This is a genomic window from Kocuria sp. WN036, assembly GCF_002287015.1.
GTDB lineage: Bacteria > Actinomycetota > Actinomycetes > Actinomycetales > Micrococcaceae > Kocuria > Kocuria rosea.
Map to the genome: position 1 here is coordinate 1 of NZ_NSKF01000002.1, position 24,568 is coordinate 24,568.

General features: G+C 73.4%; 21 protein-coding genes. 11 read left to right on the forward strand and 10 right to left on the reverse strand.

Going from position 1 to position 24,568, the window contains the following annotated elements:
• Window positions 1-30: 30 nt before the first annotated feature.
• Together CK505_RS01435 and CK505_RS01440 are read right to left on the reverse strand one after the other, a co-directional pair.
• Window positions 31-1,383 carry a heparan-alpha-glucosaminide N-acetyltransferase domain-containing protein gene (locus CK505_RS01435; RefSeq protein ID WP_255250861.1) on the reverse strand — a complete coding sequence of 451 codons (1,353 nt, stop codon included), beginning with the start codon at window positions 1,381-1,383 and terminating at the stop codon, window positions 31-33.
• 184 nt (window positions 1,384-1,567) lie between these two features.
• A complete protein-coding gene (locus CK505_RS01440; RefSeq protein ID WP_095649963.1) occupies window positions 1,568-1,990 on the reverse strand; it encodes a hypothetical protein in 423 nt (140 codons plus the stop codon).
• Between the two features lie 204 nt (window positions 1,991-2,194).
• Between CK505_RS01440 and CK505_RS01445 the strand changes: the two genes are divergently transcribed.
• Both CK505_RS01445 and CK505_RS01450 read left to right on the forward strand, forming a co-directional pair.
• Window positions 2,195-2,944 carry a response regulator transcription factor gene (locus CK505_RS01445; protein ID WP_095649964.1) on the forward strand — a complete coding sequence of 250 codons (750 nt, stop codon included), beginning with the start codon at window positions 2,195-2,197 and terminating at the stop codon, window positions 2,942-2,944.
• On the forward strand, window positions 2,944-4,485 hold the full coding sequence (locus CK505_RS01450) for a cell wall metabolism sensor histidine kinase WalK (protein ID WP_095649965.1): 1,542 nt from the start codon (window positions 2,944-2,946) through the stop codon (window positions 4,483-4,485). The genes CK505_RS01445 and CK505_RS01450 overlap by 1 nt, the downstream gene beginning before the upstream one ends.
• Before the next feature lie 18 nt (window positions 4,486-4,503).
• On the opposite strand, the gene mptB is transcribed toward CK505_RS01450, so the two are convergent.
• Complete coding sequence (gene mptB / locus CK505_RS01455; protein WP_095649966.1) at window positions 4,504-6,090, reverse strand: polyprenol phosphomannose-dependent alpha 1,6 mannosyltransferase MptB; 1,587 nt, start codon at window positions 6,088-6,090, stop codon at window positions 4,504-4,506.
• Window positions 6,091-6,341: 251 nt separating this feature from the next.
• Here mptB and CK505_RS01460 point away from each other — a divergent pair, with 251 nt between their 5' ends.
• Window positions 6,342-7,682, forward strand: a complete 1,341-nt coding sequence (locus CK505_RS01460) for a glycosyltransferase 87 family protein (RefSeq protein WP_095649967.1) — start codon at window positions 6,342-6,344, stop codon at window positions 7,680-7,682.
• A gap of 64 nt (window positions 7,683-7,746) precedes the next feature.
• Window positions 7,747-8,970 carry a glycosyltransferase 87 family protein gene (locus CK505_RS01465; protein WP_176475260.1) on the forward strand — a complete coding sequence of 408 codons (1,224 nt, stop codon included), beginning with the start codon at window positions 7,747-7,749 and terminating at the stop codon, window positions 8,968-8,970.
• A 34-nt stretch (window positions 8,971-9,004) separates the two neighbouring features.
• On the opposite strand, the gene CK505_RS01470 is transcribed toward CK505_RS01465, so the two are convergent.
• The 3 genes from CK505_RS01470 to CK505_RS01480 all read right to left on the reverse strand — a co-directional run bounded on the left by CK505_RS01470 (window position 9,005) and on the right by CK505_RS01480 (window position 12,031).
• Window positions 9,005-10,249, reverse strand: coding sequence for a heparan-alpha-glucosaminide N-acetyltransferase domain-containing protein (locus tag CK505_RS01470; protein ID WP_095649969.1), 1,245 nt, complete (start codon window positions 10,247-10,249; stop codon window positions 9,005-9,007).
• 153 nt (window positions 10,250-10,402) lie between these two features.
• Complete coding sequence (locus CK505_RS01475; protein WP_095649970.1) at window positions 10,403-11,668, reverse strand: MFS transporter; 1,266 nt, start codon at window positions 11,666-11,668, stop codon at window positions 10,403-10,405.
• Between the two features lie 3 nt (window positions 11,669-11,671).
• Window positions 11,672-12,031, reverse strand: a complete 360-nt coding sequence (locus CK505_RS01480) for a universal stress protein (protein WP_017831800.1) — start codon at window positions 12,029-12,031, stop codon at window positions 11,672-11,674.
• Between the two features lie 251 nt (window positions 12,032-12,282).
• Here CK505_RS01480 and CK505_RS01485 point away from each other — a divergent pair, with 251 nt between their 5' ends.
• From CK505_RS01485 to CK505_RS01495, 3 genes are read left to right on the forward strand one after another with little or no spacing between them, the layout of a single operon-like run.
• Window positions 12,283-13,305, forward strand: coding sequence for a tripartite tricarboxylate transporter substrate binding protein (locus CK505_RS01485; protein ID WP_241975646.1), 1,023 nt, complete (start codon window positions 12,283-12,285; stop codon window positions 13,303-13,305).
• Window positions 13,302-13,877 carry a tripartite tricarboxylate transporter TctB family protein gene (locus tag CK505_RS01490; RefSeq protein WP_313960170.1) on the forward strand — a complete coding sequence of 192 codons (576 nt, stop codon included), beginning with the start codon at window positions 13,302-13,304 and terminating at the stop codon, window positions 13,875-13,877. The genes CK505_RS01485 and CK505_RS01490 overlap by 4 nt, the downstream gene beginning before the upstream one ends.
• A gap of 2 nt (window positions 13,878-13,879) precedes the next feature.
• The gene (locus tag CK505_RS01495) at window positions 13,880-15,385 is read left to right on the forward strand and encodes a tripartite tricarboxylate transporter permease (protein WP_095649972.1); all 1,506 of its coding nucleotides are present in this window, start codon (window positions 13,880-13,882) and stop codon (window positions 15,383-15,385) included.
• A gap of 175 nt (window positions 15,386-15,560) precedes the next feature.
• Here CK505_RS01495 and CK505_RS01500 read toward each other — a convergent pair whose 3' ends face one another.
• Genes CK505_RS01500 through CK505_RS01510 form a run of 3 tightly spaced genes read right to left on the reverse strand, consistent with a single transcriptional unit; the run spans window position 15,561 to window position 18,612 of the window.
• Window positions 15,561-16,343, reverse strand: coding sequence for an SDR family oxidoreductase (locus tag CK505_RS01500; RefSeq protein ID WP_095649973.1), 783 nt, complete (start codon window positions 16,341-16,343; stop codon window positions 15,561-15,563).
• Entirely contained in the window at window positions 16,340-17,422 is a 1,083-nt protein-coding gene (locus CK505_RS01505; protein WP_176475261.1) for a Gfo/Idh/MocA family oxidoreductase, read from the reverse strand. The genes CK505_RS01500 and CK505_RS01505 overlap by 4 nt, the downstream gene beginning before the upstream one ends.
• The gene (locus tag CK505_RS01510; RefSeq protein WP_095649974.1) at window positions 17,419-18,612 is read right to left on the reverse strand and encodes a phytanoyl-CoA dioxygenase family protein; all 1,194 of its coding nucleotides are present in this window, start codon (window positions 18,610-18,612) and stop codon (window positions 17,419-17,421) included. The genes CK505_RS01505 and CK505_RS01510 overlap by 4 nt, the downstream gene beginning before the upstream one ends.
• Window positions 18,613-18,826: 214 nt before the next feature.
• Here CK505_RS01510 and CK505_RS01515 point away from each other — a divergent pair, with 214 nt between their 5' ends.
• From CK505_RS01515 to CK505_RS01525, 3 genes are all read left to right on the forward strand, one after another.
• Window positions 18,827-19,852, forward strand: coding sequence for a LacI family DNA-binding transcriptional regulator (locus CK505_RS01515; protein WP_017831793.1), 1,026 nt, complete (start codon window positions 18,827-18,829; stop codon window positions 19,850-19,852).
• Between the two features lie 88 nt (window positions 19,853-19,940).
• Window positions 19,941-20,501: an RNA polymerase sigma factor gene (locus CK505_RS01520; protein WP_095649975.1), complete on the forward strand. Its 561-nt coding sequence runs from the start codon at window positions 19,941-19,943 to the stop codon at window positions 20,499-20,501.
• Complete coding sequence (locus CK505_RS01525) at window positions 20,498-21,127, forward strand: methylated-DNA--[protein]-cysteine S-methyltransferase (protein WP_095649976.1); 630 nt, start codon at window positions 20,498-20,500, stop codon at window positions 21,125-21,127. Before CK505_RS01520 ends, CK505_RS01525 begins: the two co-directional genes overlap by 4 nt.
• A gap of 46 nt (window positions 21,128-21,173) precedes the next feature.
• Here the strand turns inward: CK505_RS01525 and CK505_RS01530 are convergent, their stop codons facing one another.
• On the reverse strand, window positions 21,174-22,625 hold the full coding sequence (locus CK505_RS01530; protein WP_095649977.1) for an amidase family protein: 1,452 nt from the start codon (window positions 22,623-22,625) through the stop codon (window positions 21,174-21,176).
• Window positions 22,626-22,759: 134 nt separating this feature from the next.
• Here CK505_RS01530 and CK505_RS01535 point away from each other — a divergent pair, with 134 nt between their 5' ends.
• The gene (locus CK505_RS01535) at window positions 22,760-24,544 is read left to right on the forward strand and encodes an N-acetylglutaminylglutamine amidotransferase (RefSeq protein WP_095649978.1); all 1,785 of its coding nucleotides are present in this window, start codon (window positions 22,760-22,762) and stop codon (window positions 24,542-24,544) included.
• Window positions 24,545-24,568 lie beyond the last annotated feature (24 nt).

The following is a 24,568-nucleotide window of genomic DNA, read 5'->3' on the forward strand; positions in this document are numbered from 1 at the left end:
GCCCGGCCGTGCGCCGCCCGGCCCGCGCGCTCAGCCCGGGCGCTGCTCGCGGGCGAGCACGCGCCGGCGGGTGGCGCGCACCAGGGCGGCCACCAGCCGCTCGAGGGGGCCCTGCCCCATGGCCTGGCGCCAGAGGAGGGCGAAGGCCATCGCCACGGCCACGTGGATCCAGAACCACAGCGGCTCGTCGTAGTGCACCTCGGCGGCCAGCGCGAGCAGGTGCGCCGAGTACACGGTGAGGGTCATCGCGCCCATCGCGCTCAGCGGCAGCAGCCAGGAGGCCCAGCGGCGGGCCAGCAGGAGGAACACGCCCAGGGCGGCCACCGCGGAGCCCAGGCCCAGCAGCAGGGCCGGCGGGGTGTTCGTGTACGGGCCGCCGACCGCCAGCCACCACCACGTGGTCGTCGGCAGCGTCGGGTCGGGCCCGAACACGATGACCTCGGTGACGAGCTCCTCGTCGAAGCCGGGGGTGCGGGTCACGAGCTGGTCGAGGCCGCCGGCCCGGTCGACGAGCACCCAGGAGGCCAGCGAGGCCCCGGCGGCCAGCAGTGCCCCGCCCAGCACCAGCCCGGTCTGGACCCGGATCCCGGCGAGGTCGAGCCGGCCGATGGCCAGGCCGGTCAGCAGATAGGCCAGGTACGGCAGGGCGGGGAAGGTTCCGGTCAGCAGCAGCCGGGCCGCGGTGGCCCCGGGGTCCCCGACGAGATCGAGGTAGTCCGGGTTGTAGCGCTCCACGACCGGCAGGACGTCCCGCAGCAGGTGCACCAGCGCGGGACCGGCCAGGGCGAAGACCCCCGCCCAGACGAACAGGGCGCGGGCGGGCAGGCGCAGGAACGGGATCGCCAGCAGGAAGAAGGCCCCGTAGTAGACGAGGATGTTGACGGCCGGGACCTCGTCGATCGTGCTCCCCGGCAGCACGTGGTTGATCGCCAGCCCCAGGCCCGCGATCAGCAGCGCGCGGACGGCCACCCCCTCCCGGTCGGCGGTCATCGCCCGGCCGGTGTGCGGTGTCCGGCCACCGGTGCTGAAGGCCAGGCCCACGCCCGCCAGGAGGGCGAACAGCGCCGCGGAGCGGCCGGCGAAGACGGTCCACTGCGCGGTGGGCTCGAAGGTCTCCGGGTCCCACGAGGGCAGGATGTGGATCGCGATCATCCCGATCAGGGCCAGGCCGCGGGCGGCGTCCACCCCGACGAGGCGGCGCTTGGCGGGTGCGGCGGCCGAGCTCGCGGTGGACCTCGCGGTGGAGCTCGTGGCCGAGCCCGTGGCCGGGTCGGCCGTCGCGCGGCCGGTGGAGGGCTCGTCCGCGGGCGGAGTGCTCGCCGGCCGCGCGGGGACCGGCGCCCACGGCACGGTCCTCGGCGGGCGGCCCCGGGAATCGGTCATGGCAGCGGCCCCCTCAGCGCGGCAGGACGGCGGACCCCCTGCCCGCCGGACCGGTCGGAGGACCGGTGCACACCCCACCTTTGCTGGCGCACATGTGGTGGGCTTTTCGGAATGCTGTGCTTCTGCTGTGACGCGGGCCACGCGACCGGTCCGGCGGGCGACGGGCCGCAGGACCTCCCGAGGTCTACACGGCCTCGGGGCGCCTCGACGACCGGAGTGCGCCGAGGACGGCGCGCACCCGGCGCGGCGCCGCAGCGGGAGCGGTGACCGGGGCCGCGACCGGGGCCGACGACGACGGCACCCCGACGGGGCGCTGGGCCGCCGTGTGCCGGTAGGCCATGGCCCGCAGCTCCACCACCGGGTACTCGAGGCTGCGCCGGGCGGACTCGCTGGGGCGGGTGGTGGCGAAGGCGGTGGCCGCGTCCTGCAGAGACCGCGCGGCGATGAACGGGGCGGCCGCTTCGACGTGGGGCCGCACCGCGTGGCGGTAGACGGCGCGGTCGGACTCGGCGCAGTCCTCCCACCGGGGTGCTCCGGGGTGGGCGGCCCGCTCGTACTGGGCGCGGGCGGCGGCCTCGACGGCGTCGGTGATGGTGATGGTGCGCATGTCCGCTCCTGGGTGTCCGGTGGGTGGCTGGCTCGAGTGGTTCCACTGTCCATCCGGAGTCTGTGCCGGAGCTGTGCCGACCGCCCCGGCCTGTCTGAGAATCCCGGCGGCACGGCACAGGCTGCGCACAGCTTCCACAGGACGTGCGCCTAATCTGGTGCGCAACAGTGGCAGTGTCACGTCCGCCCGGCACCGGGAGCTCCCATGTCCTACTCCTCCAGCTTCTCCGTCCTCACCGAGGTCCTGCCTCGCCTGACCCACCCTGACGGCTCGCCGATCCGGGTGCTGGTGGTGGACGACGAGCCGGCGCTGGCCGATCTCGTGGCCATGGGCACGGGCATGTGCGGGTGGGACGCCCGGATCTCCCACGAGGGGTTCGACGCCGTCCAGCAGGCGCGGGACTTCGCCCCCGACGTGCTGGTCCTGGACCGGATGCTGCCCGGCCTGGACGGGCTGGAGGTCCTGGCCCGGATCCGCCAGTCCTATCCCGAGGTGCCGGTGCTGTTCCTCACGGCCAAGGACACGGTCCAGGACCGGATCGAGGGGCTCGCCTCCGGCGGGGACGACTACGTGACCAAGCCGTTCTCGATCGAGGAGGTGCTCATCCGGCTGCACCGGCTCGTGCAGCGCTCCGGGGTCGCCGCGCAGGACAGCGCCACCCTGGTGGTCGGGGACCTGGTGCTCAACATCGACAGCCGCGAGGTCACCCGCGCCGGGGAGCCGGTCGAGCTGACCACCACGCAGTTCGAGCTGCTGCGCTACCTGATGGAGAACCCGCGCCGGGTCCTGTCCAAGGCCCAGATCCTGGACAACGTGTGGCACTACGACTTCTCGGGCCAGGCCAACATCGTGGAGCTCTACATCTCCTACCTCCGCAAGCGGATCGACGCCGGCCGCGCCCCCATGATCCACACCGTGCGCGGCGCCGGGTACGTCATCAAGCCCGCGTCCTGATGCCGCACGGCCCGCTCCCCCCGCGCCGCCTGCGCCTGGCCACCCGGCTCATCGCCGGCGTGCTCGTCCTCCTGGCGGTGGTCCTCCTCGTGCTGGGCGCCACGATCGTGGAGCTCACCCGCCAGGACCTCGTCGAGCGGCTCGACGGGTCGCTGCGCCAGGCCACCGGGCGGGCGCTGACCTTCACCCGGGGGGACCCCGCCCTGGAGCGGGACCCCCTCGACGCCCCCGGCCAGCCGGTGGGCGTCCTGGTGGCCGTGCTGCGGGAGGACGAGGTGGTCACGGCGTCCTACCGCACCGAGTCCGGGGAGCCCGCGCCGCTGCCCGAGGAGGACGTCGCCGCCCTGCGGGAGGCGGGCGCCTTCGCGGCCGAGAGCCCGGACGAGCGCGGCTTCGGGGACCCTCGGCGCTCCACGGGCACGGAGCAGGGGCGGCTCTCCGACGTGGACCTGTCCGTGGGCGAGTACCGGGTCGAGTCGGTCGCCCGGGACGGGCGCAGCGGCAGCCAGGTGCTGGTGACCGGGCTGCCCACCGCGTCGGTCGACGACACCGTGGCGGAGCTCGTCACCACCATGACCGCGGGCAGCCTGCTCGCGCTGGTGACCACGGCGGTGGCCGGGACCGTCGTCGTGCGCCGTGCCCTGCGGCCGCTGGAACAGGTCTCGGCGGCGGCGTCCCGCGTCGCCCGCCTGCCGCTGGCCTCGGGCGAGGTCTCCCTGGCCGACCAGCACGTCCCCGCCGGGCTGGCTCGCCCCGGCACGGAGGTCGGGGAGGTGGGCCGCGCCCTGAACTCCCTGCTCGAGAACGTGGACTCGGCCCTGGCCGCGCGCCAGCACTCCGAGACCCGGCTGCGCGAGTTCGTGGCGGACGCCTCCCACGAGCTGCGCACCCCCCTGGCGGCCGTGCGCGGCTACACGGACATGCTGCAGCTTACCGAGCCGCTGACCGGCACCGGCCGCGCCTCGCTGGCCCGGGTGGAGCAGCAGACGCTGCGGATGACCGCCCTGGTCGAGGACCTGCTGCTGCTCGCCCGCCTGGACCAGGGCCGCCCCCCGGAGCTGCGGGACGCCGACCTCGGCGAGCTCGTGCTCGAGGCCCTCACCGACGCCTCGGCCGCGGGCCCCGACCACGACTGGGCCCTGGACGTGCCGGCGGAGCCGGTGCCCGTGCGGGCGGACGTCGCCCAGCTCCACCAGGTGCTGGCCAACCTGCTCTCCAACGCCCGCAAGCACACCCCGCCCGGCACCGCGGTGACCGCCGCCGTGCGGGCCACCCGGGACGGCTGGGCGGAGGCCTCCGTGCTCGACGCCGGCCCGGGCATCCCGCGGGAGTTCCAGGCCAGGCTCTTCGAGCGCTTCAGCCGCCTGGACACCTCCCGGCAGACCCGGGAGGGCAGCACCGGCCTGGGCCTGTCCATCGTCCGCTCGGTGGTGCAGGCGCACGGCGGCACGGTGGACGTGGAGTCCCGCCCAGGCCGCACGCTCTTCACCGTCCGGCTCCCGCTGGGCACCGGCGCAGCGGTGCCCGCCGCGCCCCGGTGACCGACGGCCGCGGGCGCCTCAGCTCCGACGACGACGGCGTCGTCGGCGGCCGAGCCAGCCCGCCGGGCCGCCGTGGACGAGCAGGTGCCGGGTGTGGGGATCCAGGAGCATCAGGTAGGCGGTGAACACCAGGGCGGTGACGAACGCGATCGTCGAGGCGTCCACCGTCAGCTCGATGAAGGGCCACACGGAGAGCTGGTCCTGGGCGCCGAAGATCACGAAGAAGGTGATCACGATGTACAGGGAGCGGATCTGCCAGTTGTCCCTGATCCCGGTCGCGGCGAGGAAGGGGAGGAACCACAGGATGTACCAGGGCTGGATGATCGGGGAGAGCAGCACCACGGCGGCGAACGCCAGGCCGAGCCTGCGGACCACCTGGTGGTCGTCGCCGCGGAACATCAGGAGCAGGACCAGGCCGATGGCGGCGTACTGCAGGACGTCGCGCAGCACGGAGGCCATGGCCGCGCCCGGCAGGCCCACCGCGTTCGCGAGGTCGCGGACCTGCTGGCCCAGGAACCCGGAGGGCGAGTACCCGGTGTACCCCGGCGTGGGGTCGACCAGCGCCCAGACCCACCCGGTGCCCAGCTGGTAGGGGAGCCCGCTCAGCAGCAGCACCCCGAAGCTGATCGCCGCCGTGGCCGCCCACAGGGCGAACTTCCGCCGCCAGGACGCTCTCGGCCCCGCCCACAGGAGGCCGATGAACGGCAGCAGGAGGATGGTGATCGGCTTGATCCCGATCGAGGCGGTCACCAGGAGGACCCCGGTCACCGGGCGGCCCGTGGCCGCGAAGTACGTTCCCGCCACGGCCAGTCCGAGCATCAGCGCGTCGTTGTGCGCGCTGGCCACGAAGCTGATGAGGAACAGCGGGTTGGCCACCGCGATCCACAGCGCACGGGCCGGGTCGACCCCGTGCAGCCGCGCGAGCCTGGGCACGTACACGACGCAGAGGAGGACACCCGCGCAGGCCAGGATCCGGAAGAGCAGGACGGAGAGATCCGGCTGCGCGCCCGTGAGGGCCACGACCGCGCGCGCCAGCCACAGGAAGTACGGCCCGTAGGGCGTCCGGGCCTCGGCCCAGGTCGGGTCCGTGCCCAGCATGAACCAGTTCTCCAGGGCGGAGATGCCGGTCGTGTACGGGTTCTGCCCGGCCAGCATCAGACGGCCCTGGCCGACGTAGGCGTACACGTCCCGGGAGAAGATGGGCACGGCGAAGAACAGCGGCAGCGACCAGGCGCACACGGCCAGCACCACGGAGCGCTGGGCGCCCGCCGGCCCGCCCTGGAGCCGCTGCCCGAGCCGGAGCCAGGAGCGCACCAGCAGCATGGCGCCGACGGTCAGCAGCACGGTGCAGGCGTAGACGCCCCATCCCTCGACCCGCAGCGCGATGACGAGGGGGTGGCGGACCATGGGCGAGCCGTTGGCGATCCACCCGGTGCCGACCGAGCCGACGAGCATCATCAGGGAGCCGACGAACCCCTGCAGGACGGCGACGTGCGCTCGCGGGTCCGGGTGGGCGCCGGGCGTGTCCTGGCGGAAGGGGACGGTGCTGACGGCCCGGCCCCCGCGGCTCCGCGGCCCCTCCGGATGCGAACCCCCTGCCGTCATGACGTGCGCTGATCCCCTATGTGTGTCGCTGCCGGGCGGACAGGTGTGCTGAGCGCTCTCCAGGAGCGTGTTCCAGCCATGATGCCACCTCATCGCCCCGGCGTCCCGGGACGCCGCCGCGCCCTCCGGCCCGGGGTCGCTGCGCACGGATCATGACGCCCGGTTCCGGTCGGTCCGCGCCCGGCCACGTAGCATGGTGGGGCAGCGGCCCTGTGGTCCTGCGACCCCACCCCCTTGACGAGGATTGACCCATGTCCACGGACACGACCTTCAGCATGCTCACCCGGTTCCGGAACCGCCTCGCGACCCCGCGGTGGCACGCCTGGTCGAGATCCCCGCGCGGACTGCTCGCCGGCTTCGTCCTGGTGCACCTCGTGTTCCTGGGATTCGCCCTGTCCCTGTCCCTGTCCGGCGCCGCCTTCAGCGACACCTACATCTACCGTGCGTGGGCCGAGGCCGGCTTCGACGAGCAGAACCTGAACGGGGAGCCCACCCCCTGGGTCTATCCGGTGCTGGCGCTGGTGCCCGTCGCGCTGGCCGGCGCGGCCGGCCCGGGGCCGTTCTTCTTCCTGTGGGTCCTGATGATCACCGTGCTCAACGGCTGGGCCGTGGGGAAGCTGACGGACTGGGGACGCGCCCGGCACGCCGTCCCCGCCGCGTGGTGGTGGCTGGGCTTCGTCTTCCTCATGGGGTGGCTGGGCTTCGCCCGCGTCGACGGGCTCACGGCCCCCCTGGTGCTCGTCGCCCTGGTCTACGGCGTGGCGCACCCGGTGGCCGCCTCGGTCCTGCTCAGTGTCGCCACCTGGATGAAGGTCTGGCCGGCGGCGGTCGTGCTCGCCCTCGTCACCGTGGTGCGCCGGCGGGTGGCGGTCGTCGTCGCGGGCCTGCTGGTCAGCGCGGCCGCGGCCGGGGTCGCCGCCGCCATGGGTGCGCTGCCGAGGCTCTTCGACTTCCTCACCCAGCAGGGGGACCGGGGCATGCAGCTGGAGGCCACGTTCACCACCCCGTGGCTGTGGTCGTCCGTGCTGGGGGTGGGCGGGTCCCGGATGTACATGAACACGGAGATCAACTCCATGCAGGTCGACGGCCCCGGCACGGCCACGATGGCCGTGCTCATGCAGCCGCTGCTGCTGGTGGCCGCCGCCGCGGTGACCCTCCTGATCGCCCGGGGCCTGCGCAACGGCGAGCGGTCCGGCGAGACCGACCGGACCGAGCTGCTGCTGGCGGGGTCGCTGACCATGGTCACCGCCTTCATCGTGTTCAACAAGGTCGGCTCCCCGCAGTTCATGGTGTGGCTGGCGCCGGCCGTGGCCGTGGGGCTGACCCACCACTGGAAGGCGTGGCGGGTGCCGGCGGTCATGCTGATCGCCATCGCCGTGGCCACGTTCCTCGTCTACCCGATGTTCTACTACGAGCTGAGTCACAACGACCCGTGGATGGCCCTCGTGCTGACCCTGCGCAACGCCCTGCTGGTGGTGCTCCTGTGGTGGTCGGTGCGCCGCCTGTACCAGCTGGGCTCCCGGCGCCCCGCCAGCGCGCCCGCTACGGCACCCGCCCCCGCCGCGCCGGCGCCCGCCGCGAAGGAGGCCTGAGATCTCCGCCGCCCTCTTCGACCGGCTGACCCGCGTCCGCGACGCCGTCCTGCCCGCCCGCGCCGTGGCCTGGTTCGCCCGCCCGGCCGGCGTGTGGTGGGGCTTCGCCGTCGTCCACCTGTACTTCCTGGGCTGGATGATGTCCTTCGTCATCCACGGCGATGCCTTCAGCGACACCGAGCAGTACCGCCAGTGGGCCATGGCCGGGTACGACCCGGCCGATGCCGGGGACGGGATCAGCCCGTGGGTGTACCCGGTGCTGGCGCAGATCCCGATCCACCTGGCGGGGATCGCCGGCCACGGCCCCTACCTGCTGGTCTGGACGCTGATCGTCACCGTGCTCAACGCCGTCGCCCTGGTCTGCCTCACGCGGGGCCGGCGGGCCCGGCAGGGCATCGCCCCGGCCTGGTGGTGGCTGTTCTTCACCGTGTTCCTGGGCTACCTGAGCTTCGCCCGGGTGGAGGGCATCGCGGCCCCGATCGTGCTGATCGGACTCCTGTACGCGTCCGAGCGGCCCGTGCTCGGCTCCGTGCTCCTGAGCGTCGCCACGTGGATCAAGGTGTGGCCGGCCGCCGTCCTGCTCGCCCTGTTCATCGCCTGCCGGCAGCGCGTCCAGGTGGTGGCCGCCGGGGTGGGGGTCACCGCCGTGGTGGTGCTGGGCACGTACCTGACAGGCGGCCTGCCGCACATCGCGGACTTCCTGGTCAACCAGGGGAAGCGCGGCATGCAGCTGGAGGCCACCTTCTCCACCCCGTGGGTGTGGGCGAGCGTCTTCGACGTGACCGGATCGCGGATGGCCGACAACGTGGCCATCAACTCCACCGAGGTCTACGGGCCCGGCACCGAGATCGTCGCGTTCCTGATGCAGCCGCTGCTCGTGCTCGCCGTCCTCGCGGGAGCCGTCCTGCTGGTCCGTGCGCTGAAGCGCGGGGCCGAGCGGGAGGAGCTCTTCTACGAGGGGGCGCTGATGATGACCGCGGTCTTCATCGTGTTCAACAAGGTGGGGTCCCCGCAGTTCATGATCTGGCTCGCCCCCGTCGTCGTGGCCGGGCTGGTGCACGACTGGCAGCGGTGGCGGACGCCGGCGGCGCTGCTGATGGGCATCGCGGTCACCACGTTCGTGATCTATCCGCTGTTCTACACCCCGCTCATCCACGCGCACCCGGCGATGGCGGCCGTGCTGACCACCCGCAACGTGCTGCTCGTCGTCCTGCTGTGCTGGTCCGTGCAGCGCGTGGCCCGGCTGCAGCAGGTCCCCGCCCGCCCCGCGGAGCTGGCCACCACCTGAGCCCGCGGCCCGTCTCCGCGGCGGGACGACGACGTCACCGGCCCGCCGCCGCGCGGGGACCGGCGCCCAGGGCCAGACCGCGGGCGGCGCCGGCGGCCCGGGCCAGGAGCCGCTCCAGCGGGCCCCGGCCGAAGGCGCGCTGCCAGGCCGCCGCGAACAGCGCCGCGACCGCCACGTGGATGAGGAACCACAGGAGCGGCACCTCGTAGTGGAGCATGGCGGCCAGGGCCAGCAGGTGCGCCGAGTAGAGCGTCAGGGTCATCGACCCCATCGCGCTCAGCGGCAGCAGCCAGCCACCGGCCCGCCGGGCCACGAGGAGGAGAAGACCCAGCACGGCGGCGCCGGAGCCGAGGTCCTGGAGGATCGCCACCGGGGTGTTGGTGTGCGGGCCGGGGATCAGCAGCCACCACCAGGAGGTGTCGGGCAGGACCGGGTCCGACCCCCAGACGATGATCTCGTCGATCAGGTCCTCGCTCAGCCACGGGGTGGAGCTCATGAGCTGGTCGTAGCCCCCGGCCTGGAGGACCAGCACCCAGTACACCAGCCACGCCCCCACGGCCAGCGCGAGCCCCGCCACCAGCAGCCGGCCCTGGACGCGCACGGCCCGCAGGTTCAGCCGGCCGATGGCCATCCCGGCGAGCAGGTAGGCCAGGTACGGGACCGCGGGATAGGTGCCGGTGAACAGCACCTGGGCCAGGACGGTCCCCGGCTCGGCGAGCACGTCGGCGAAGGTCGGGTTGTACACCTCCAGCGCGGGCAGCGCTCCCCGGAGCGCCTGCATCAGCACCGGTCCCACCACGGCGGCCGCGGCGGCGAGACCGAACAGCGTCCGCGCCGGCAGGTGCAGGAAGGGGATCGCCAGCAGGAAGAACATGCCGTAGTAGACGAGGATGTCGTAGGCGGGCGGGTCCGCCGGCATGACCTGGTTGATCAGCAGCCCCAGCCCGGCGATCAGCACGGCCCGGACGAGCAGCCCCACGCGGTCCGCGGTCATCGTCCGGCCCCGGTGCGGGGTGCGCCCGCCGGAGGAGAAGGCCAGGCCCACCCCGGCCAGGAGCGCGAAGAGGGCCGCGGCGCGGCCCGCGAACAGCTCCCACTGCAGCGTGGGCCCGTAGGTCTCGGGGTTCCAGGCGGGCAGAATGTGGATCGACATCATCCCGACCAGGGCGAGGCCCCGGGCGGCGTCGACCCCCACGAGCCGGCGCCTGCGGACCAGCGGCAGGACCGGGTCCTCATCTGCTGACCGTGCACCGGGTGCAGGGTGGTGGACGTTGACCATGGCGGCGGGTTCCTTCTGTCGGACGTGCCGACGAGCTCCCGCCCGCCGGCCCGGACCTCTCGGTCCTTCTCGTCCTCCAGCTGACCAGCCGGGATTGTGCCGCCGTTGTGGCGTCCCTGTGCCGGGGCTGTCGAAGTGGTCCCCCGGCCCCGGCTACCGCCGCACGGTCTTCTCCAGCCCGCTGACCAGCAGCACCGCGCACGTGGACCAGATCGCCCCGGCCGGGCCGAGCGGCGCGGCCACCAGGCCGGCCAGCAGGGGCATGGCGACCTGCCCCGCCCGGTTCCCGACCAGCCGCACGGCGAGCGCCGAGCCCCGCCACGAGGTGGGCACGGCGGTGGAGACCAGGGTCATGGTGATCGGCTGGCCCAGGCCCAGGCAGAAGCCGCCCACGAACAGGAGCACCGCGGCGAGCCACGGCACCGTGATGACGGCCGGCGGGACAGCCAGGGTGATGCCGGCGCCGTAGAGGCTGACCAGCAGCAGCGCCCGGCGGGACATCCGGTGCGCGAGCCACGGCAGCAGAACGCGCGAGACGATCGAGGCGCCGCCGCGCACGGCCAGCAGGACGCCGATCCACGCCGGGGAGACCCCGGCCCGCTCCCCCACCAGCGGCAGGAAGGCCGTGAGGATGTCGAGCATCGCGAGCAGGGCCAGGGACGCCAGCATGTGGGACGGGATGCCGGGGACCTCGAGGATCCGCAGCATCGACGCCCGCGGCGCCGTGCCCGGGACCACCTCGAGCTCACCGGTGGCGGGAGCCGCCTGCGCCGCGGCAGCGGCGTCGTCGTTCCGAGCGGGGGCCCCGGCGGCCCCGGACGCCGGCCGGCGCAGGAGCATGACGGGCACCACGAGGACCGAGAGCCCTGCCCCGATCCACAGGGACAGGGTGATGTCGGCGACCCGCTCGGGCGAGGCGACGTCGCTGCCCGTGCCCAGGAGCACCCCGACCAGCAGCGGGCCCACCAGCTGCCCGGCGGAGAAGGCGGCGGTGAACCAGCCGAAGCCCTTGTCCAGCTGGTCCGGCGGGGAGAAGCGGGCGACCGCCGACTGCCCGGCGATGGTGAACACCAGGTGCCCCATGCCCAGCAGGGCGCTCGCCACGGCGACGAGCGCCACGCTGGGCGCCAGGGCCAGCGCCCCCGCGCCGAGGGCCAGGACCAGGGCGCCGACGACCACCATGGTCCGCAGGTCCCGCACCCGGTCGGTCATCCGGCCCAGCCACATGGCCGTGACGAGCGGGACCACGGCGTAGGCGGCCGTGACCAGGCCGACCGTCACGGAGTCGGCGTCCAGGGACAGCAGCTTGTAGGTGGTGACCGGGCGCACCAGGTTCAGGGCGGTCTGCGTGAGCAGGGCCCCGGCCACGAGGAACCACAGCCATGCTCCGGACCGGGCCCTCGGAGCGGTCGAGGCCATGCCTCAGGAGCGCCGGGGCTTGACCGCGATCACCGGGGCGTTGGCCTCGAGGAGCACCTGCTGGGCGGCGCTGCCGAGCAGCAGCTTGCCCACGGGGCTGCGGTGCTTCACGCCGATCACCACGGCGGAGGCGTTGACCTGCTCCGCGGCGTCGAGGAGCTCGCCCACGGCGTCGCGGTTGCGGGTGTCGGGGGTGCGGAAGGTGACGGGCACGCCGTTCAGCTCGCTCCCCTCGGGGTCGAGCTGGGCGCCCTCGAGGTTGAAGACCAGCAGGTCCTCCTGGCGGCGTCCGGCCTCCTCGACCGCGGCCGCGAGCGCGGCCTCGCCCTCGGGGGTGCTGGTTCGGGCAACGACGACGGTCATGGGAGCCTCCGCGGTGGGGTGGGGAAATCGGGTGGTGGGAAAGGGGCGTACAAAACGAGGTCCACCCTACGGCCGAACGTGTGAGGGACGTCTCTTCCGGCGTGAGCAGAATGCGCAGAACCAGCACAACGATCAGTACGCACGAAAGATGGATCAACGGCCGGCGCGTGACCCGGGTCACTTATCGTCGTCGGGAGAGGCTCGGACCGAGCCATGCACCCGCACCCTCCGACCCAGGAAAGTGGATCCCCGTGAGTTCACCACCAGATCAGGCCCAGCAGGGCACGCGACGCCGGCACCCGGTCGCCATGACGGTCTACGGCGTCGTCGCCGCCGCCGTGATCGGCCTGGCCTCGTTCACCTCGATCCAGGCCGCGAGCGGCGGGTCGGACCTGCGCGCGAACATGACCCTGATCGCCCCGGCCGGCGCCGGCGGCGGCTGGGACACGTTCGTGCGCGAGCAGCAGCAGGCGATGCGCACCAACAACATCGTCAACAACGCCCAGGTGGTCAACATCCCGGGCGCGGGCGGAACGATCGGCCTGGGCCAGCTCACCACCATGGAGGGCCAGGCGAGCACCATCATGTCCACCGGAACGGTCATGCTGGGCGGCGTCGCGCTCAACGACTCCCCGGTGGGTCTCGACGACGTCCGGCCGATCGCCCGCATGGCGGAGGAGTACGACGCGCTCGTGGTGCCGGCCGATTCGCCGTACGACACCCTCGACGAGCTGATCGCCGACTGGAAGAAGGACCCGAAGGCCTTCCCGTTCACGGGCGGCTCCGCAGGGTCGATCGACCACCTCATCATCGCGGACCTGGCCCTGCAGGCCGGGATCGACCCCGCGGACCTCACCTACATCCCCAAGACCTCCGGCGGCGAGGCGATCCAGACGATCTCCTCCGGCACCGCCAAGGCGGCCACCTCGGGCTTCACCGAGTTCGCCGACCAGGTCGAGGCCGGGCGCCTGAAGATCCTCGGGATCGCCGCGCCCGAGCGGCTCGAGGGCTTCGACGCCCCAACCTTCAAGGAGCAGGGCTACGACGTCGAGCTGACGAACTGGCGCGGCATGGTGGCGCCTCCCGGCATCACCGACGAGGAGTTCGCCGAGCTGGAGGCGATCATCGCGGAGACCGTGGAGACCCCGGAGTGGCGCGAGGCCCTCGAGCGCAACCAGTGGCAGGACGTCTACCTGACCGGGCCGGAGTTCGAGAAGTTCATCGCGGAAGACCGGGCCGAGATCGAGGCCCTCATCGAGGAGTTGGACCTGTGAGCACATCGTTTCCCACGACCCCGTCCGCCGAGGTCGCGGACGACGGCCACGGCGGCGTCCCCGCCGGCCGTGACGTGCCGCCTCGCGGAGGACGGATGCACGGGCGCAGCGGGCTGGTCGTGCCGCTGCTCCTGGCAGCCTTCAGCACGTACCTGCTGATCGGCATCCTCACCATGGAGGTGCCCGAGGGCACCGACTTCCCTGGCCCCAAGTTCTTCCCCGGCATCCTCATGGTGGCGGGCTATCTCCTGGCCGCCCTGCTGGTGCTGCACTACCTGCGCTCCCCCGAGCACCCCGAGGAGCTCTCGGAGAGCACGTACCGGACGCACTCGGACTGGTCCGCGGTGATCTGGTCCGTGGCCGGGTTCCTGGTCTTCGCCCTGACCATCGAGTTCCTCGGCTGGATCCTGGCCGCCGCCGTGCTGTTCTGGGCCGTGGCCCACGGCATCGGCAGCCGCCGGCCCCTGTTCGACATCTCGCTCGCCCTGGTCCTGTCCAGTGCGATCTACCTGGCATTCTCCGTCGGCCTGGGCCTGAACCTCCCGTCCGGCATCCTGGGAGGCGGTTTCTGATCATGGAAGCACTCGAACTGCTCGCCGGCGGCTTCGCCGGGGCACTGACCCCCATGAACCTGCTGTGGGTGCTCATCGGCTGCCTCCTGGGCACCGCCGTGGGCGTGCTCCCGGGCCTGGGCTCCTCCATGGCGGTGGCACTGCTGCTGCCCATGACCTTCGCGCTGGACCCCACCGCGGCCTTCATCATGTTCGCCGGCGTCTACTTCGGCGGCATGTTCGGCGACTCCACCATGGCCATCCTGATGAACACCCCGGGGCAGGCGTCTGCGATCGCCTCCACCTTCGAGGGCCACAAGATGGCCAAGGACGGCCGGGCCCCGCAGGCGCTGGCCACCGCGGCGATCGGCGCCTTCATCGGCGGCATGGTCGCGGCCTGCCTGGTCGTCTTCCTCGCCCCGGCGCTGGCGGACTTCTCCGCGAACTTCGGACCGGCCGAATTCTTCGCCCTGGCGATCTTCGCCTTCATCGCCACCTCCTCGGTGGTCTCCGACTCCGCGGTCAAGGGCCTGGCTGCCCTGGTCCTGGGCCTGGGCTTCGCGACCGTGGGCATCGACTCCATCTCCGGCACCGAGCGCTTCAGCTTCGGGGTCCCGCAGATGTTCGACGGCATCTCCCTGGTCACCGTCACCGTGGCCATCCTGGCCCTCGGCGAGGTGTTCTTCGTGGCCTCCCGGATCCGCCGCGACCCCGCCTCGATGCAGATCTCCGCGGGAGGCCGCCCGTTCCTGTCCCGCGCCGAGCTCAAGGAGGCCGCCCCGGCCTGGGCCCGCGGCACCGCCATCGGCCTGCCCTTCGGTGTCATCCCCGCCGGCGGCGCGGAGATCCCCACCTTCATCTCCTACGACGTCGAGCGCCGCCTCGACCGCCGCCGCCCGAACCCCATGTTCGGCCGGGGCGCCATTCGCGGTCTGGCCGCACCCGAGGCCGCCGGCAACGCCACCACAGGCACCGCGATGGGCGCGCTGCTGGCCCTGGGCCTGCCGGTCTCGGCGACCGCGGCGATCATGCTCGCGGCCTTCCAGCAGTACGGTCTCCAGCCGGGCCCGCTGCTGTTCGACCGCGCGCCGGAGCTGGTGTGGGCGCTGCTGGCCAGCTTCTTCATCGCGATGATCGTGCTGCTGATCATCAACCTGCCGTTCGCCCAGTACTGGGCCAAGCTGCTGCTGATCCCCAAGCCCTACCTCTACGCCGGGATCACGGTGTTCTGCGGTCTCGGCGTCTACGCGACCTCCGGGTCGGTGTTCGACCTGCTGCTGCTGCTGGGCATCGCCCTGGTCGGCTTCACGATGCGCCGCCACGGCGTGCCCCTGGCCCCCCTGATGATCGGCATGGTGCTGGGCCCGCTGGCCGAGACCAGCATGCGCGACGCCCTGCTCTCCTCCAACGGCGACTACTCGGTCTTCGTGACCGGTCCCATCCCGCTGGTGATCTACAGCCTGCTCCTCATCGTGCTGGCGCTGACCGTCCGGTCCAAGATCGTCAACCGCGCCCGCCAGGACGTGTAGTCCCCCGCCCTGCCCGCACGCCGGACCCCGGCGTGCGGGTGCCCACGATGCCCGCCCCTCACCACGCCTCCGTGTGGTCAGGGGCGGGCATCGTGGTCACCGGGCCGTGCGGCGCGGATCGGCTCGATCGGGCTCGGCCGGTGCGGAGAGCACCCGTGACGCCGCACCGTGGTGCTCAGTCGTAGCCGCCCACCACGGTCTGGTCCCAGTCGATCACCGACCCGGTGACCACGCCGCTGCGCGGGGAAAGCAGGTAGACGAGGAACTCCGCGATCTCGTCCGGGTCCCCGAGCCGGCCCATGGGCAGCCCCGCAGCGGCCCGCTCCTGCCAGTCGTCCCCGGCGCCGTGGGCTTCGCGCTGGATCCAGTCCTCGCCCTCGGTGGCCGTCCAGCCGATGTTCACGCCGTTGATCCGGATCCGGTCCCACCGGTGGGCGTGGGCGGCGTTGCGGGTGAGTCCGGCCAGCCCTGCCTTCGCCGCGACGTACGGCGCCAGGTAGGGCTGGCCGCCGTGGGCGGAGAGACTGATGACATTGATGATCGCGCCGGGGGCACCACGGCTCCGGAAGTGCCGGATCGCCTCGGACATGATGAGGAACGGCGCCCGCAGGTTGACCGCCACGTGCTGGTCGAAGAGCTCCGCGGTGGTGTCCAGCATGGTCCCGCGCGTGGTGAGCCCGGCCGCGTTGACCACGGCGTCGAGCCTACCGAACCGCTCCACCGTGCGCGGCACCACGGACGCGGCCTGCCCGGTGTCTGCCAGGTCCGCGCCCACGAACTCGGCGTCCGCGCCCAGGTCCCTCAGCCGCGCCACGGTGTGGCGCCCGGCGTCCGCGTCCCGGCCGGTGACCGCGATCCCGGCGGCTCCCTCGAGGGCCGCCCGGCGGGCGGCGGCGGCACCCAGACCGCGTGTTCCTCCCGTCACGAGCGCCACGGCGTTCTCGAGCTGTCCGCTCATGCCTGTCGTCCCTCCCGGCTCGTTTTCGCGGCCGTCGGTTCCGCCCCGATCCTCGTCCTGATCTCCGCCACCTCGACCCGCCGCCCCTCCGCCGCCGACCGCGTCGCGGCCTCGGCGAGCACGCTCGCGGCCAGCCCGTCCTCCAGGCCCGGGGAGCCGCTCTCCTCCCCTCGGACGGCCCGGACGAACCGGTGCAGCTCCGCGGCATAGGCGTACCGGTAGCGCTCCAGGAAGAACGGCTCGCAGGGGTCCGCCCGGCCGCAGCCCGCCGGCCCTGACGCTTGCACCGTCGTCGGCAGCGGATTGCCCACGGTGAGCGTCCCGAGCGGCCCGGAGACCTCCAGCCGCTGGTCGTAGCCGTAGGAGCAGCGCCGCGAGTTCGTGATGACCACCTGCTCCCCGCGGGCGCCCTCGAGGACGGCCACGGCGGTATCGGCGTCGCCCAGCTCGGCGATCTCCCGGCTGAACACCGTGGAGCCGGAGGCCGTCACGCGCACGATATCGGGCACGAAGAACCGCGCCATGTCGAGGTCGTGGATCATCATGTCGCGGAAGATCCCGCCGGACCCGGCGAGGTAGCCCGCCGGAGGCGGGGCCGGGTCCCTGCTGGTGATCCCCGGCTGCTCCACCGGGCCGATCTCCCCGGCCCGCACGCGGGTCCTGCAGGCCGCGAAGTGGGGGTCGAAGCGTCGGTTGAACCCGATCATCGCCGGAGGCCTGTCGGCCGGCGGGTGCTCCCGCAGAAGGTCCGCCGCGCGGCGCACGTCCAGGTCGAGGGGCTTCTCGCACAGCACCGGGATTCCCAGGCGCAGGGCCGCGTCGACGAGTTCGGTGTGGGTGGGGGTCGGGGAGCAGACCACGCACGCGTCGATCTCCCCGGATGCCAGTGCCTCGAGCGCATCCGTGCCGTGCGCGGCGCCGTACCGGCCGGCCACCGCGGCGGCTGCGGCCTCCACGACGTCGACGACCCGCGTGAGGACCGTGTCCGGATGGACGGCGAGAGCGGCGGCGTGGATCTGGCCGATGCGTCCGGCGCCGACGAGGAGCACGGCCAGGGGCCGGGTGCCGGCCGTGCTCATTGCCGCACGCCGGAGCGCTGTCGCGCCATGGCGCGCAGGCCGTCCCCGACCTCGGCCGGCTCCGTGCCGGCCTCGAGGTGGTGCAGCACGAACTCGGCCTGGGTCCGGGGGGCGAGCCCGCCGACCGGCTGGTCGAGGTCGAGGTCCGCGGGGAACGCGTAGCCTTCGGCCGAGGCGGCGACGACGTTGCCCAGCCAGCGCTCCGGCGCGCCCTCGGCACGCCGCCGGAGCAGCACGGGGTACAGGGCCGTGGACATCGCCGTGCGGTCCACGGTCTCCATGGCGCGCCCGAAGCCGGAGGAGATCTGGAGCAGGTTGGCCATCCGGCGGATGTTGCGGGACCGGTTGTGGCCGGCACCGTGGAAGAGCGCGGGATTGAAGAACACGGCGTCGCCGGTGGACAGCGGCAGCTGCACGTGGTGCCGGTCGAAGTACTCGACGAACTCCTCCTGGTGGACGGCGAGGTAGCCGGGAGCGTACTTCTGCGAGTGCGGGAGGAACATGGTCGGTCCGGACTCCACCGGCATGTCCCCGTGGGCGACCGCGCCCTGCAGGGTCAGCGCCGGGGAGAGCAGGTGGACGTGCGCGGGGTACCGGGCGGCCTGCTCTGCGGACATGAAGCCCAGGTGGTAGTCCCGGTGCGCCGTCTGGGCGGCCCCGCCCGGATTGACCACGTTGATCTGGGAGGTCACCTGGTAGCCGGCCCCCAGCCACGCCTCGGAGACCAGGGCGATGAGATCGTTCGCGTAGTAGTCGGCGAAGGCCTCTGGGTCGGCCAGCGCGAACTTGTCGGCCGCGCCCCACACCCGGTCGTTGGCGCCGGGAGCGGCGAAGTGGTCCCCGGCGGCGGTCCCGGCCTCCTTCTGGGCCCGGATCAGCCCCTCGAACGCGGCGGTCGCCCGGTCCACGACGGCACCGTCCGGGAAGGCGCCCTGCAGCACCACCACGCCGGGCCCGCGCTCCAGGGCGTGCGCAAGCTCGGCCTGGACCTCCCGCCGCCGCGCGGGGTCCTGGACCACGGCCTGCAGCCCGGGCCCGTACAGCAGCACGTTCTGCTCGACGGCGGTGGCGTGGGGATACTCGGCGGGATCGGTGACGACCTCCACGTCCTCGCGGAAGTCCTCGAGCCGGCAGTCGGCGGGGGTGAACCAGCGGGCGGCGCGGCGGGCGGTAGCGGGGTCCAGGGTCATGGCAGTTCCTCTCTCCGGCAGCCCTCGGTGCAGGGCCTCGTGCAGGGCCAGCCTTCCGCTTGCCGCGGTGCCAGGCAATGCCCATTTCACTCAGGAATCCCTCAGCGCTGTACTCCGCGAGCCCGGCAGGGATAGGTTCCGGAACGGCCCGGCTCGGGACTGCTCCGGGCCGGTCGGTTCCCGAATGCTCCCGCACGAGGTCAGGAGACCCGAAGTGCCCCACCGCTACCCGATCCGGGAGATCGCCCGCCAGGCGGGGGTCAGCGACGCCACGGTCGACCGCGTGCTGCACGGCCGAGCCGGTGTGCGGGCAGGAACCGCCGGGCTCGTGCACCAGGCGATCCGGGACCTGGACGCCCAGCGCACGCAGCTGGAGCTGACAGGGCGGCGGTTCATGGTCGACGTCGTCGTCGACGCCCCCACGCGGTTCACCGCAGCCGTCCGGCAGGGACTCGAGGCAGCCCTGCCCGGTCTGCGCCCGGCCGTCTTCCGGGCACGGTTCTCCTTCCAGGAGCGGTGGGACCCCGACGGCTGCGCGGAAGTGCTGCGGCGCATCGCCGACCGAGGCACCCAGGGCGTGATCCTCAAGGCCCCGGACGTACCCGTGGTCAGCACCGCGGTGGCCGAGCTCGAGGCGGCCGGCATCCCGGTGGTCACGCTGGTGACCGATCTGCCGGACAGCCCCCGCCGGGCCTACGTGGGCTTCGACAACCGAGCGGCCGGGGCGACCGCGGCCTACCTGGTGGAGCAGTGGATGCGCGACCGCCCCGGTTCCGTGGCCGTGGTCGTGAGCAACGACTGGTTCCACGGCGAGGAGCAGCGGGGCAACGGCTTCCGGAGCACCCTGCGCGCGCTGGACCCGGAGCGGGCGGTGCTGGACCTGCCCGGCGGCGACGGCCTCGACCGCACCACCCGGGACTTGTTCCGCAGGGCCCTGACCGAGCACCCGGAGCTCGACGCCGTCTACTCCGTGGGCGGCGGCAACCGCGGGATCATGGCCGCCTTCGACGACGCCGGGCGCGCCCCGCGGGTCGTCGTCGGCCACGACCTGGCTCCGGAGAACGTGGAGCTGCTGCGGGCCGGGCGGATCCACGCCGTGCTGCACCACGACCTCGAGCAGGACCTGCAGCGGTGCTGCAGGATCGTCATGGAGGCCCACGGCGCGATCCCTCCGGAGGAACGCCGCCACCACTCGATGATCGACGTCATCACGCCGTACAACGTGCCCGCGGGCCTGTGATCGGCCGCCGGACGGTGCCGGTCCCCGCAGCGGAGTGGCCGTCCGGCGCCGATCTCACGTTCCGTCCGGTGCGGACGTCTACGAGGTGATGGACACGAAAGAGCCTTTCGAGACGCAGGTGACCCGGCACGGCCCCGTGGTGTGGCGGGTCTGCCGGGCAGTGCTGAGCACGTCCGCGGACGCCGAGGACGCGTGGTCGGAGACGTTCCTGGCCGCGCTGCGGGCGTACCCGGACCTGCCGGCCACGGCGAACGTGCAGGCGTGGCTGGTGACGATCGCCCACCGCAAGGCGGTCGACGTCCTCCGGGCCCGGTGCCGGGCGGCGGTGCCCGTGGCCACCCTCCCGGAGCCACCGGCCCACCGGGACGCCCCGCACGAGCACGACTCCCCGCTGTGGGCGGCGGTGGCCGCCCTGCCGCCCAAGCAGCGGCACGCCGTGGCCTACCGCTATCTGGGCGGACTGCCCTACCGGCAGATCGCCGAGCTGCTCGGCGGCACCCCGGAGGCCGCCCGCCGGGCCGCCTCGGACGGCGTGGCCGCCCTCCGCAAGGCCCTCATCACGACCGCCCCCGCGAACGGCACGGGAACCCGCGCCGGGAACCGCACGGGGCACCACACCCAGCTCGACCGGACAGGAGAGGACCGATGACCACGAACACCCTCGGCTCGACCCCGCGCTCCCCCCTGCGGAGCCTCCGCGCCGACCCCGTGCCGGAGACCGTGCTGCGCGGTCTGCACCGGCGCCTGGAGAAGGGGGCCGCCCGGGCGGGGTTGCTCGACGTCGCGTTCACGACCGTCAGCACCCCGGTGGGCGTGCTGCTGCTGGCCGCCACGGAGGAGGGGCTGGTGCGGGTGGCCTACGCGCGGGAGGACCACGATGCGGTCCTGCAGGACCTGGCCCGCCGGATCAGCCCCCGGGTGCTGCACGCCCCGGTCCGCCTGGCACCGGCCGTCCGGCAGCTCGAGGAGTACTTCGCCGGGACGCGCACCGGCTTCGACCTCCCGCTGGACCGGTCGCTCTCGCACGGGTTCCGGCGCCTCGTCCAGGAGCACCTGCCCGACATCGGCTACGGCCGCACGGAGAGCTACGGCGCGGTCGCCCGGTCGGTCGGGCGCCCGCAGGCCGTGCGGGCGGTGGGCACGGCCTGCGCCACGAACCCCCTGCCGGTGGTCGTCCCGTGCCACCGCGTGCTGCGCGGCGACGGCGGCCTGGGCGGGTATGTCGGCGGCCTGGAGGCCAAGGCGGCGCTACTCGAGCTGGAGGCGGCGGCCTGAGCAGGATCGGCCGCCCCGGTACGACGTGCCGGCTCCGCGCCGCACCTCAGAGGCGCGGCGCGGCGTCCGCGTGCCGGGTGGCGTGGTCGTAGGCGCGGGCGGTCCGGAGCAGCTCGACGTCGCGCCCGTGCGCGGCGACGAGCTGCAGCCCCACGGGCAGCCCGCCGGGGCTGAAGCCGCCCGGCACCGAGACGGCCGGGCACCCGGTGGCCGAGATCAGGCTCGCCGAGCGCATCCACTCGACATATGTCTGCATCGGCATACCCGCGACCGTGCGGGGCCAGCGCTCCGCCGACGGGAACGGCAGCACCTGGGAGGTGGGGGTCAGCAGCACGTCCCAGCGGCCGAAGAACGCGCGCACCGCCTCGTGCAGGCGCGTGCACGCCAGGGCCGCGTCCATGAGCTGCTCGGCGGTCAGCGCCAGGCCCTTCTCCACGTTCCACACGATCTCCGGCTTCACGAGCTCCCGGTGCTCCGCGACCACCTCGCGCAGATTCACGGCCATGTCGAAGGCCCGGGTCACGTCGAACACCTCGTCGGCGTCGCGCAGGTCCGGGACGGCCTCCTCGACCACGGCACCGAGCTCCTCGAACACCCGCGCCTGGGCGACCAGCACCTCGACGATCTCCGGCTCCACCGGGACGCCGAGGCCGAAGTCCGCGCTCAGCCCGATCCGCACGCCGGCCAGGGGGCGGGCCCCCGGGTCGGGCGGGTCCTCCGCCGCGAGCGCCCGGAACCCGGTCCGCGGTGCCGGGCAGTCCAGGGGGATCCGCGGGTCGGGGCCGGCCAGCACGGACATGGCCAGGGCGAGGTCGTCCACGCTGCGGGCCAGCGGACCGGAGCGGCCCAGCCACGCCCAGGCGTTGCCGGCCGGGGTCGAGGGCACGACCCCGGCGGAGGGCCGGAAGCCGGCGATGCCGCAGAACGCGGCCGGGTTGCGCAGGGACCCGCCCATGTCGGAGCCGTCGCCCAGGGGCTGGATCCGGGACGCGATCGCCGCGGCCGCCCCGCCGCTGGACCCGCCCGCGCTGCGGTCGAGCGCCCAGGGGTTGTGCGTGGTCCCGAAGACCTCGTTGAAGCTGTGGGAGCCCGCGGCGAACTCGGGCACGTTGTTCTTCCCGGTGCTGATCACCCCGGCCGCCGTGAACCGGGCGACGATCAGGTCGTCGTGCTCCGGGACGTGCTCGGCGAACACCGGGGAGCCGGACGTGGTGCGGATCCCGGCGGTGGCGTGGGTGTCCTTGTGCGTCATCGGCACCCCGTGCAGGGGCGGCAGCTCGGCGGCGGGTGTGGCGGCGGTGAGCTCGTCGGCGCGGGCGGCGGCCGCGTACGCCTGCTCGCGGACCTGCGTGACCACGGCGTTCACGGCGGGGTTCACGGCGTCGATCCGGGCGAAGTGGGCGTCGAGCACCTCCCGCGCGGAGACCGTGCGGGCCCGGACGGCCGCGGCGAGCTCCCGCGCGGAGAGCCGGCAGGGGTTGGTGGGGTCGGTGGTCATACAGGCACCGTACGCCGGGCTCCGGTCCCCGGAAGGGCGCTCGGCGGCGTGCCCCCGTAGCATTGGAGGATGCTCTCCCTCCACGGACCTTCTCTTCCGATCCCGTCCCGGCCCCGGAGCGGAGGTGGGCGCTGATGTGCGGCATCGCCGGTGAGGTCCGGTTCGACGGCGCCGGCGCGGACCCGGGCACGATCCACCGCATGACGTGCGCCCAGGCCGGCCGCGGCCCGGACGGGCAGGGCGCCTGGGCCCAGGGGCCGGTGGCCATGGGCCACTGCCGGCTGAAGATCGTCGACCTGAGCCCCTCGGGCGGGCAGCCGATGGTCGACTCCCGGCTGGGGCTGTCGATCGTGTTCAACGGGATGATCTACAACTACCGGCAGCTGCGCGAGGAGCTGCGCGGGATGGGCTACGAGTTCTTCTCCACCTCGGACACCGAGGTGGCCCTGAAGGCCTACCACCGCTGGGGCCGGGAGTGCGTCTACCACTTCCACGGCATGTTCGCCTTCGCCATCACCGAGCACACGAGCGGGCGCACCGTCCTGGCCCGCGACCGGCTGGGCATCAAGCCGCTCTACGTCGACCACACGGGGGCGCGCCTGCGGTTCGCGTCCACGGTGCAGGCGCTGCTGGCGGCCGGGGACGTCGACACCTCGATCGACCGCACGGCCCTGTCCTACTACCTCACCTTCCACTCGGTGGTCCCGGCCCCGCGCACGATCCTCAAGGGCGTGCGGAAGATGCCGCCGGCGACCGTGCGCACGGTCGAGCCCGACGGCTCGGCCTCGGACCACGAGTACTGGAACCCCCAGTTCACCCGCGACGAGGACCGCTCGGGCTGGTCCGAGCAGGACTGGCAGGACGGGCTCGTCGAGAAGCTGCGCACCGCGGTGAAGCGGCGCATGGTGGCGGACGTCCCCGTGGGCGTGCTGCTCTCCGGCGGCATCGACTCGAGCTTCGTCGTCGCCCTGCTCGCGGAGAGCGGGCAGGAGGACCTGCAGACGTTCAGCATCGGCTTCGAGTCCCGGGGCGAGGAGTCCGGGGACGAGTTCGAGTTCTCGTCCCTCGTGGCCCGCCGCTTCGGCACCGACCACCACCAGATCGCGATCGACGACGCCCGCTTGGTCCCGGCGATCGACCGGACCGTCGCCGCGATGAGCGAGCCCATGATCAGCCACGACTGCGTGGCCTTCTACCTGCTCAGCGAGGAGGTCTCGAAGCACGTCAAGGTGGTGCAGTCGGGGCAGGGCGCCGACGAGGTGCTCGGCGGCTACCACTGGTACCCGCCGCTGGCCGACGTCGCGCGCGACGACGCCCGGAAGACCTACTCCCAGTCGTTCTTCGACCGGCCGTGGTCCCGGCTGGCGAAGGTCCTCTCCCCCGAGTGGATGGCGACCCACGACGCGCCGACCGCGTTCATCGAGCGCCACTTCGGCCGCCCCGGCGCGGAGACGGCCGTGGACGCCGCCCTGCGCACCGACTCCACGGTGATGCTCGTGGACGACCCCGTGAAGCGCGTGGACAACATGACCATGTCGTGGGGCCTCGAGGCGCGGGTGCCGTTCCTCGACCACGAACTCGTGGAGTTCGCCGGGCGCATCCCGCCGGAGCTCAAGCTCGCCGACGGCGGCAAGGGCGTGCTCAAGCGCGCGGCGCGCGGCATCGTCCCGGACGAGGTGATCGACCGGAAGAAGGGCTACTTCCCGGTCCCGGCGATCCGCACCCTCGAGGGCGGGACCCTGGACCGGGTCGAGGCCGCCCTGACCGACCCGGCGGCGGTGCGGCGCGGGCTCTACAACTCGGAGGTCGTGGAGACCCTGCTGGCCGACCCGAACCAGCACCACACGCCGCTGCGCTCGAACGTGCTGTGGCAGCTGGGCCTGCTGGAGATGTGGCTGCAGGAGAACGGCATCTCCTGACCGCAGCGGACCGGACCGGCGACG

What these genes read in the sequence shown, in the direction of transcription:
- CK505_RS01440 (WP_095649963.1), bottom strand. Translation starts at nt 1,990, where the DNA reads ATGCGCACCATCACCATCACCGACGCCGTCGAGGCCGCCGCCCGCGCC.
- CK505_RS01510 (WP_095649974.1), bottom strand. Translation starts at nt 18,612, where the DNA reads ATGACCCTGGACCCCGCTACCGCCCGCCGCGCCGCCCGCTGGTTCACC.
- CK505_RS01450 (WP_095649965.1), top strand. Translation starts at nt 2,944, where the DNA reads ATGCCGCACGGCCCGCTCCCCCCGCGCCGCCTGCGCCTGGCCACCCGG.
- CK505_RS01475 (WP_095649970.1), bottom strand. Translation starts at nt 11,668, where the DNA reads ATGGCCTCGACCGCTCCGAGGGCCCGGTCCGGAGCATGGCTGTGGTTC.
- CK505_RS01445 (WP_095649964.1), top strand. Translation starts at nt 2,195, where the DNA reads ATGTCCTACTCCTCCAGCTTCTCCGTCCTCACCGAGGTCCTGCCTCGC.
- CK505_RS01480 (WP_017831800.1), bottom strand. Translation starts at nt 12,031, where the DNA reads ATGACCGTCGTCGTTGCCCGAACCAGCACCCCCGAGGGCGAGGCCGCG.
- CK505_RS01460 (WP_095649967.1), top strand. Translation starts at nt 6,342, where the DNA reads ATGTCCACGGACACGACCTTCAGCATGCTCACCCGGTTCCGGAACCGC.
- CK505_RS01505 (WP_176475261.1), bottom strand. Translation starts at nt 17,422, where the DNA reads ATGAGCACGGCCGGCACCCGGCCCCTGGCCGTGCTCCTCGTCGGCGCC.
- CK505_RS01495 (WP_095649972.1), top strand. Translation starts at nt 13,880, where the DNA reads ATGGAAGCACTCGAACTGCTCGCCGGCGGCTTCGCCGGGGCACTGACC.
- CK505_RS01535 (WP_095649978.1), top strand. Translation starts at nt 22,760, where the DNA reads ATGTGCGGCATCGCCGGTGAGGTCCGGTTCGACGGCGCCGGCGCGGAC.
- CK505_RS01530 (WP_095649977.1), bottom strand. Translation starts at nt 22,625, where the DNA reads ATGACCACCGACCCCACCAACCCCTGCCGGCTCTCCGCGCGGGAGCTC.
- mptB (WP_095649966.1), bottom strand. Translation starts at nt 6,090, where the DNA reads ATGACGGCAGGGGGTTCGCATCCGGAGGGGCCGCGGAGCCGCGGGGGC.
- CK505_RS01520 (WP_095649975.1), top strand. Translation starts at nt 19,941, where the DNA reads ATGGACACGAAAGAGCCTTTCGAGACGCAGGTGACCCGGCACGGCCCC.
- CK505_RS01470 (WP_095649969.1), bottom strand. Translation starts at nt 10,249, where the DNA reads ATGGTCAACGTCCACCACCCTGCACCCGGTGCACGGTCAGCAGATGAG.
- CK505_RS01525 (WP_095649976.1), top strand. Translation starts at nt 20,498, where the DNA reads ATGACCACGAACACCCTCGGCTCGACCCCGCGCTCCCCCCTGCGGAGC.
- CK505_RS01500 (WP_095649973.1), bottom strand. Translation starts at nt 16,343, where the DNA reads ATGAGCGGACAGCTCGAGAACGCCGTGGCGCTCGTGACGGGAGGAACA.
- CK505_RS01435 (WP_255250861.1), bottom strand. Translation starts at nt 1,383, where the DNA reads ATGACCGATTCCCGGGGCCGCCCGCCGAGGACCGTGCCGTGGGCGCCG.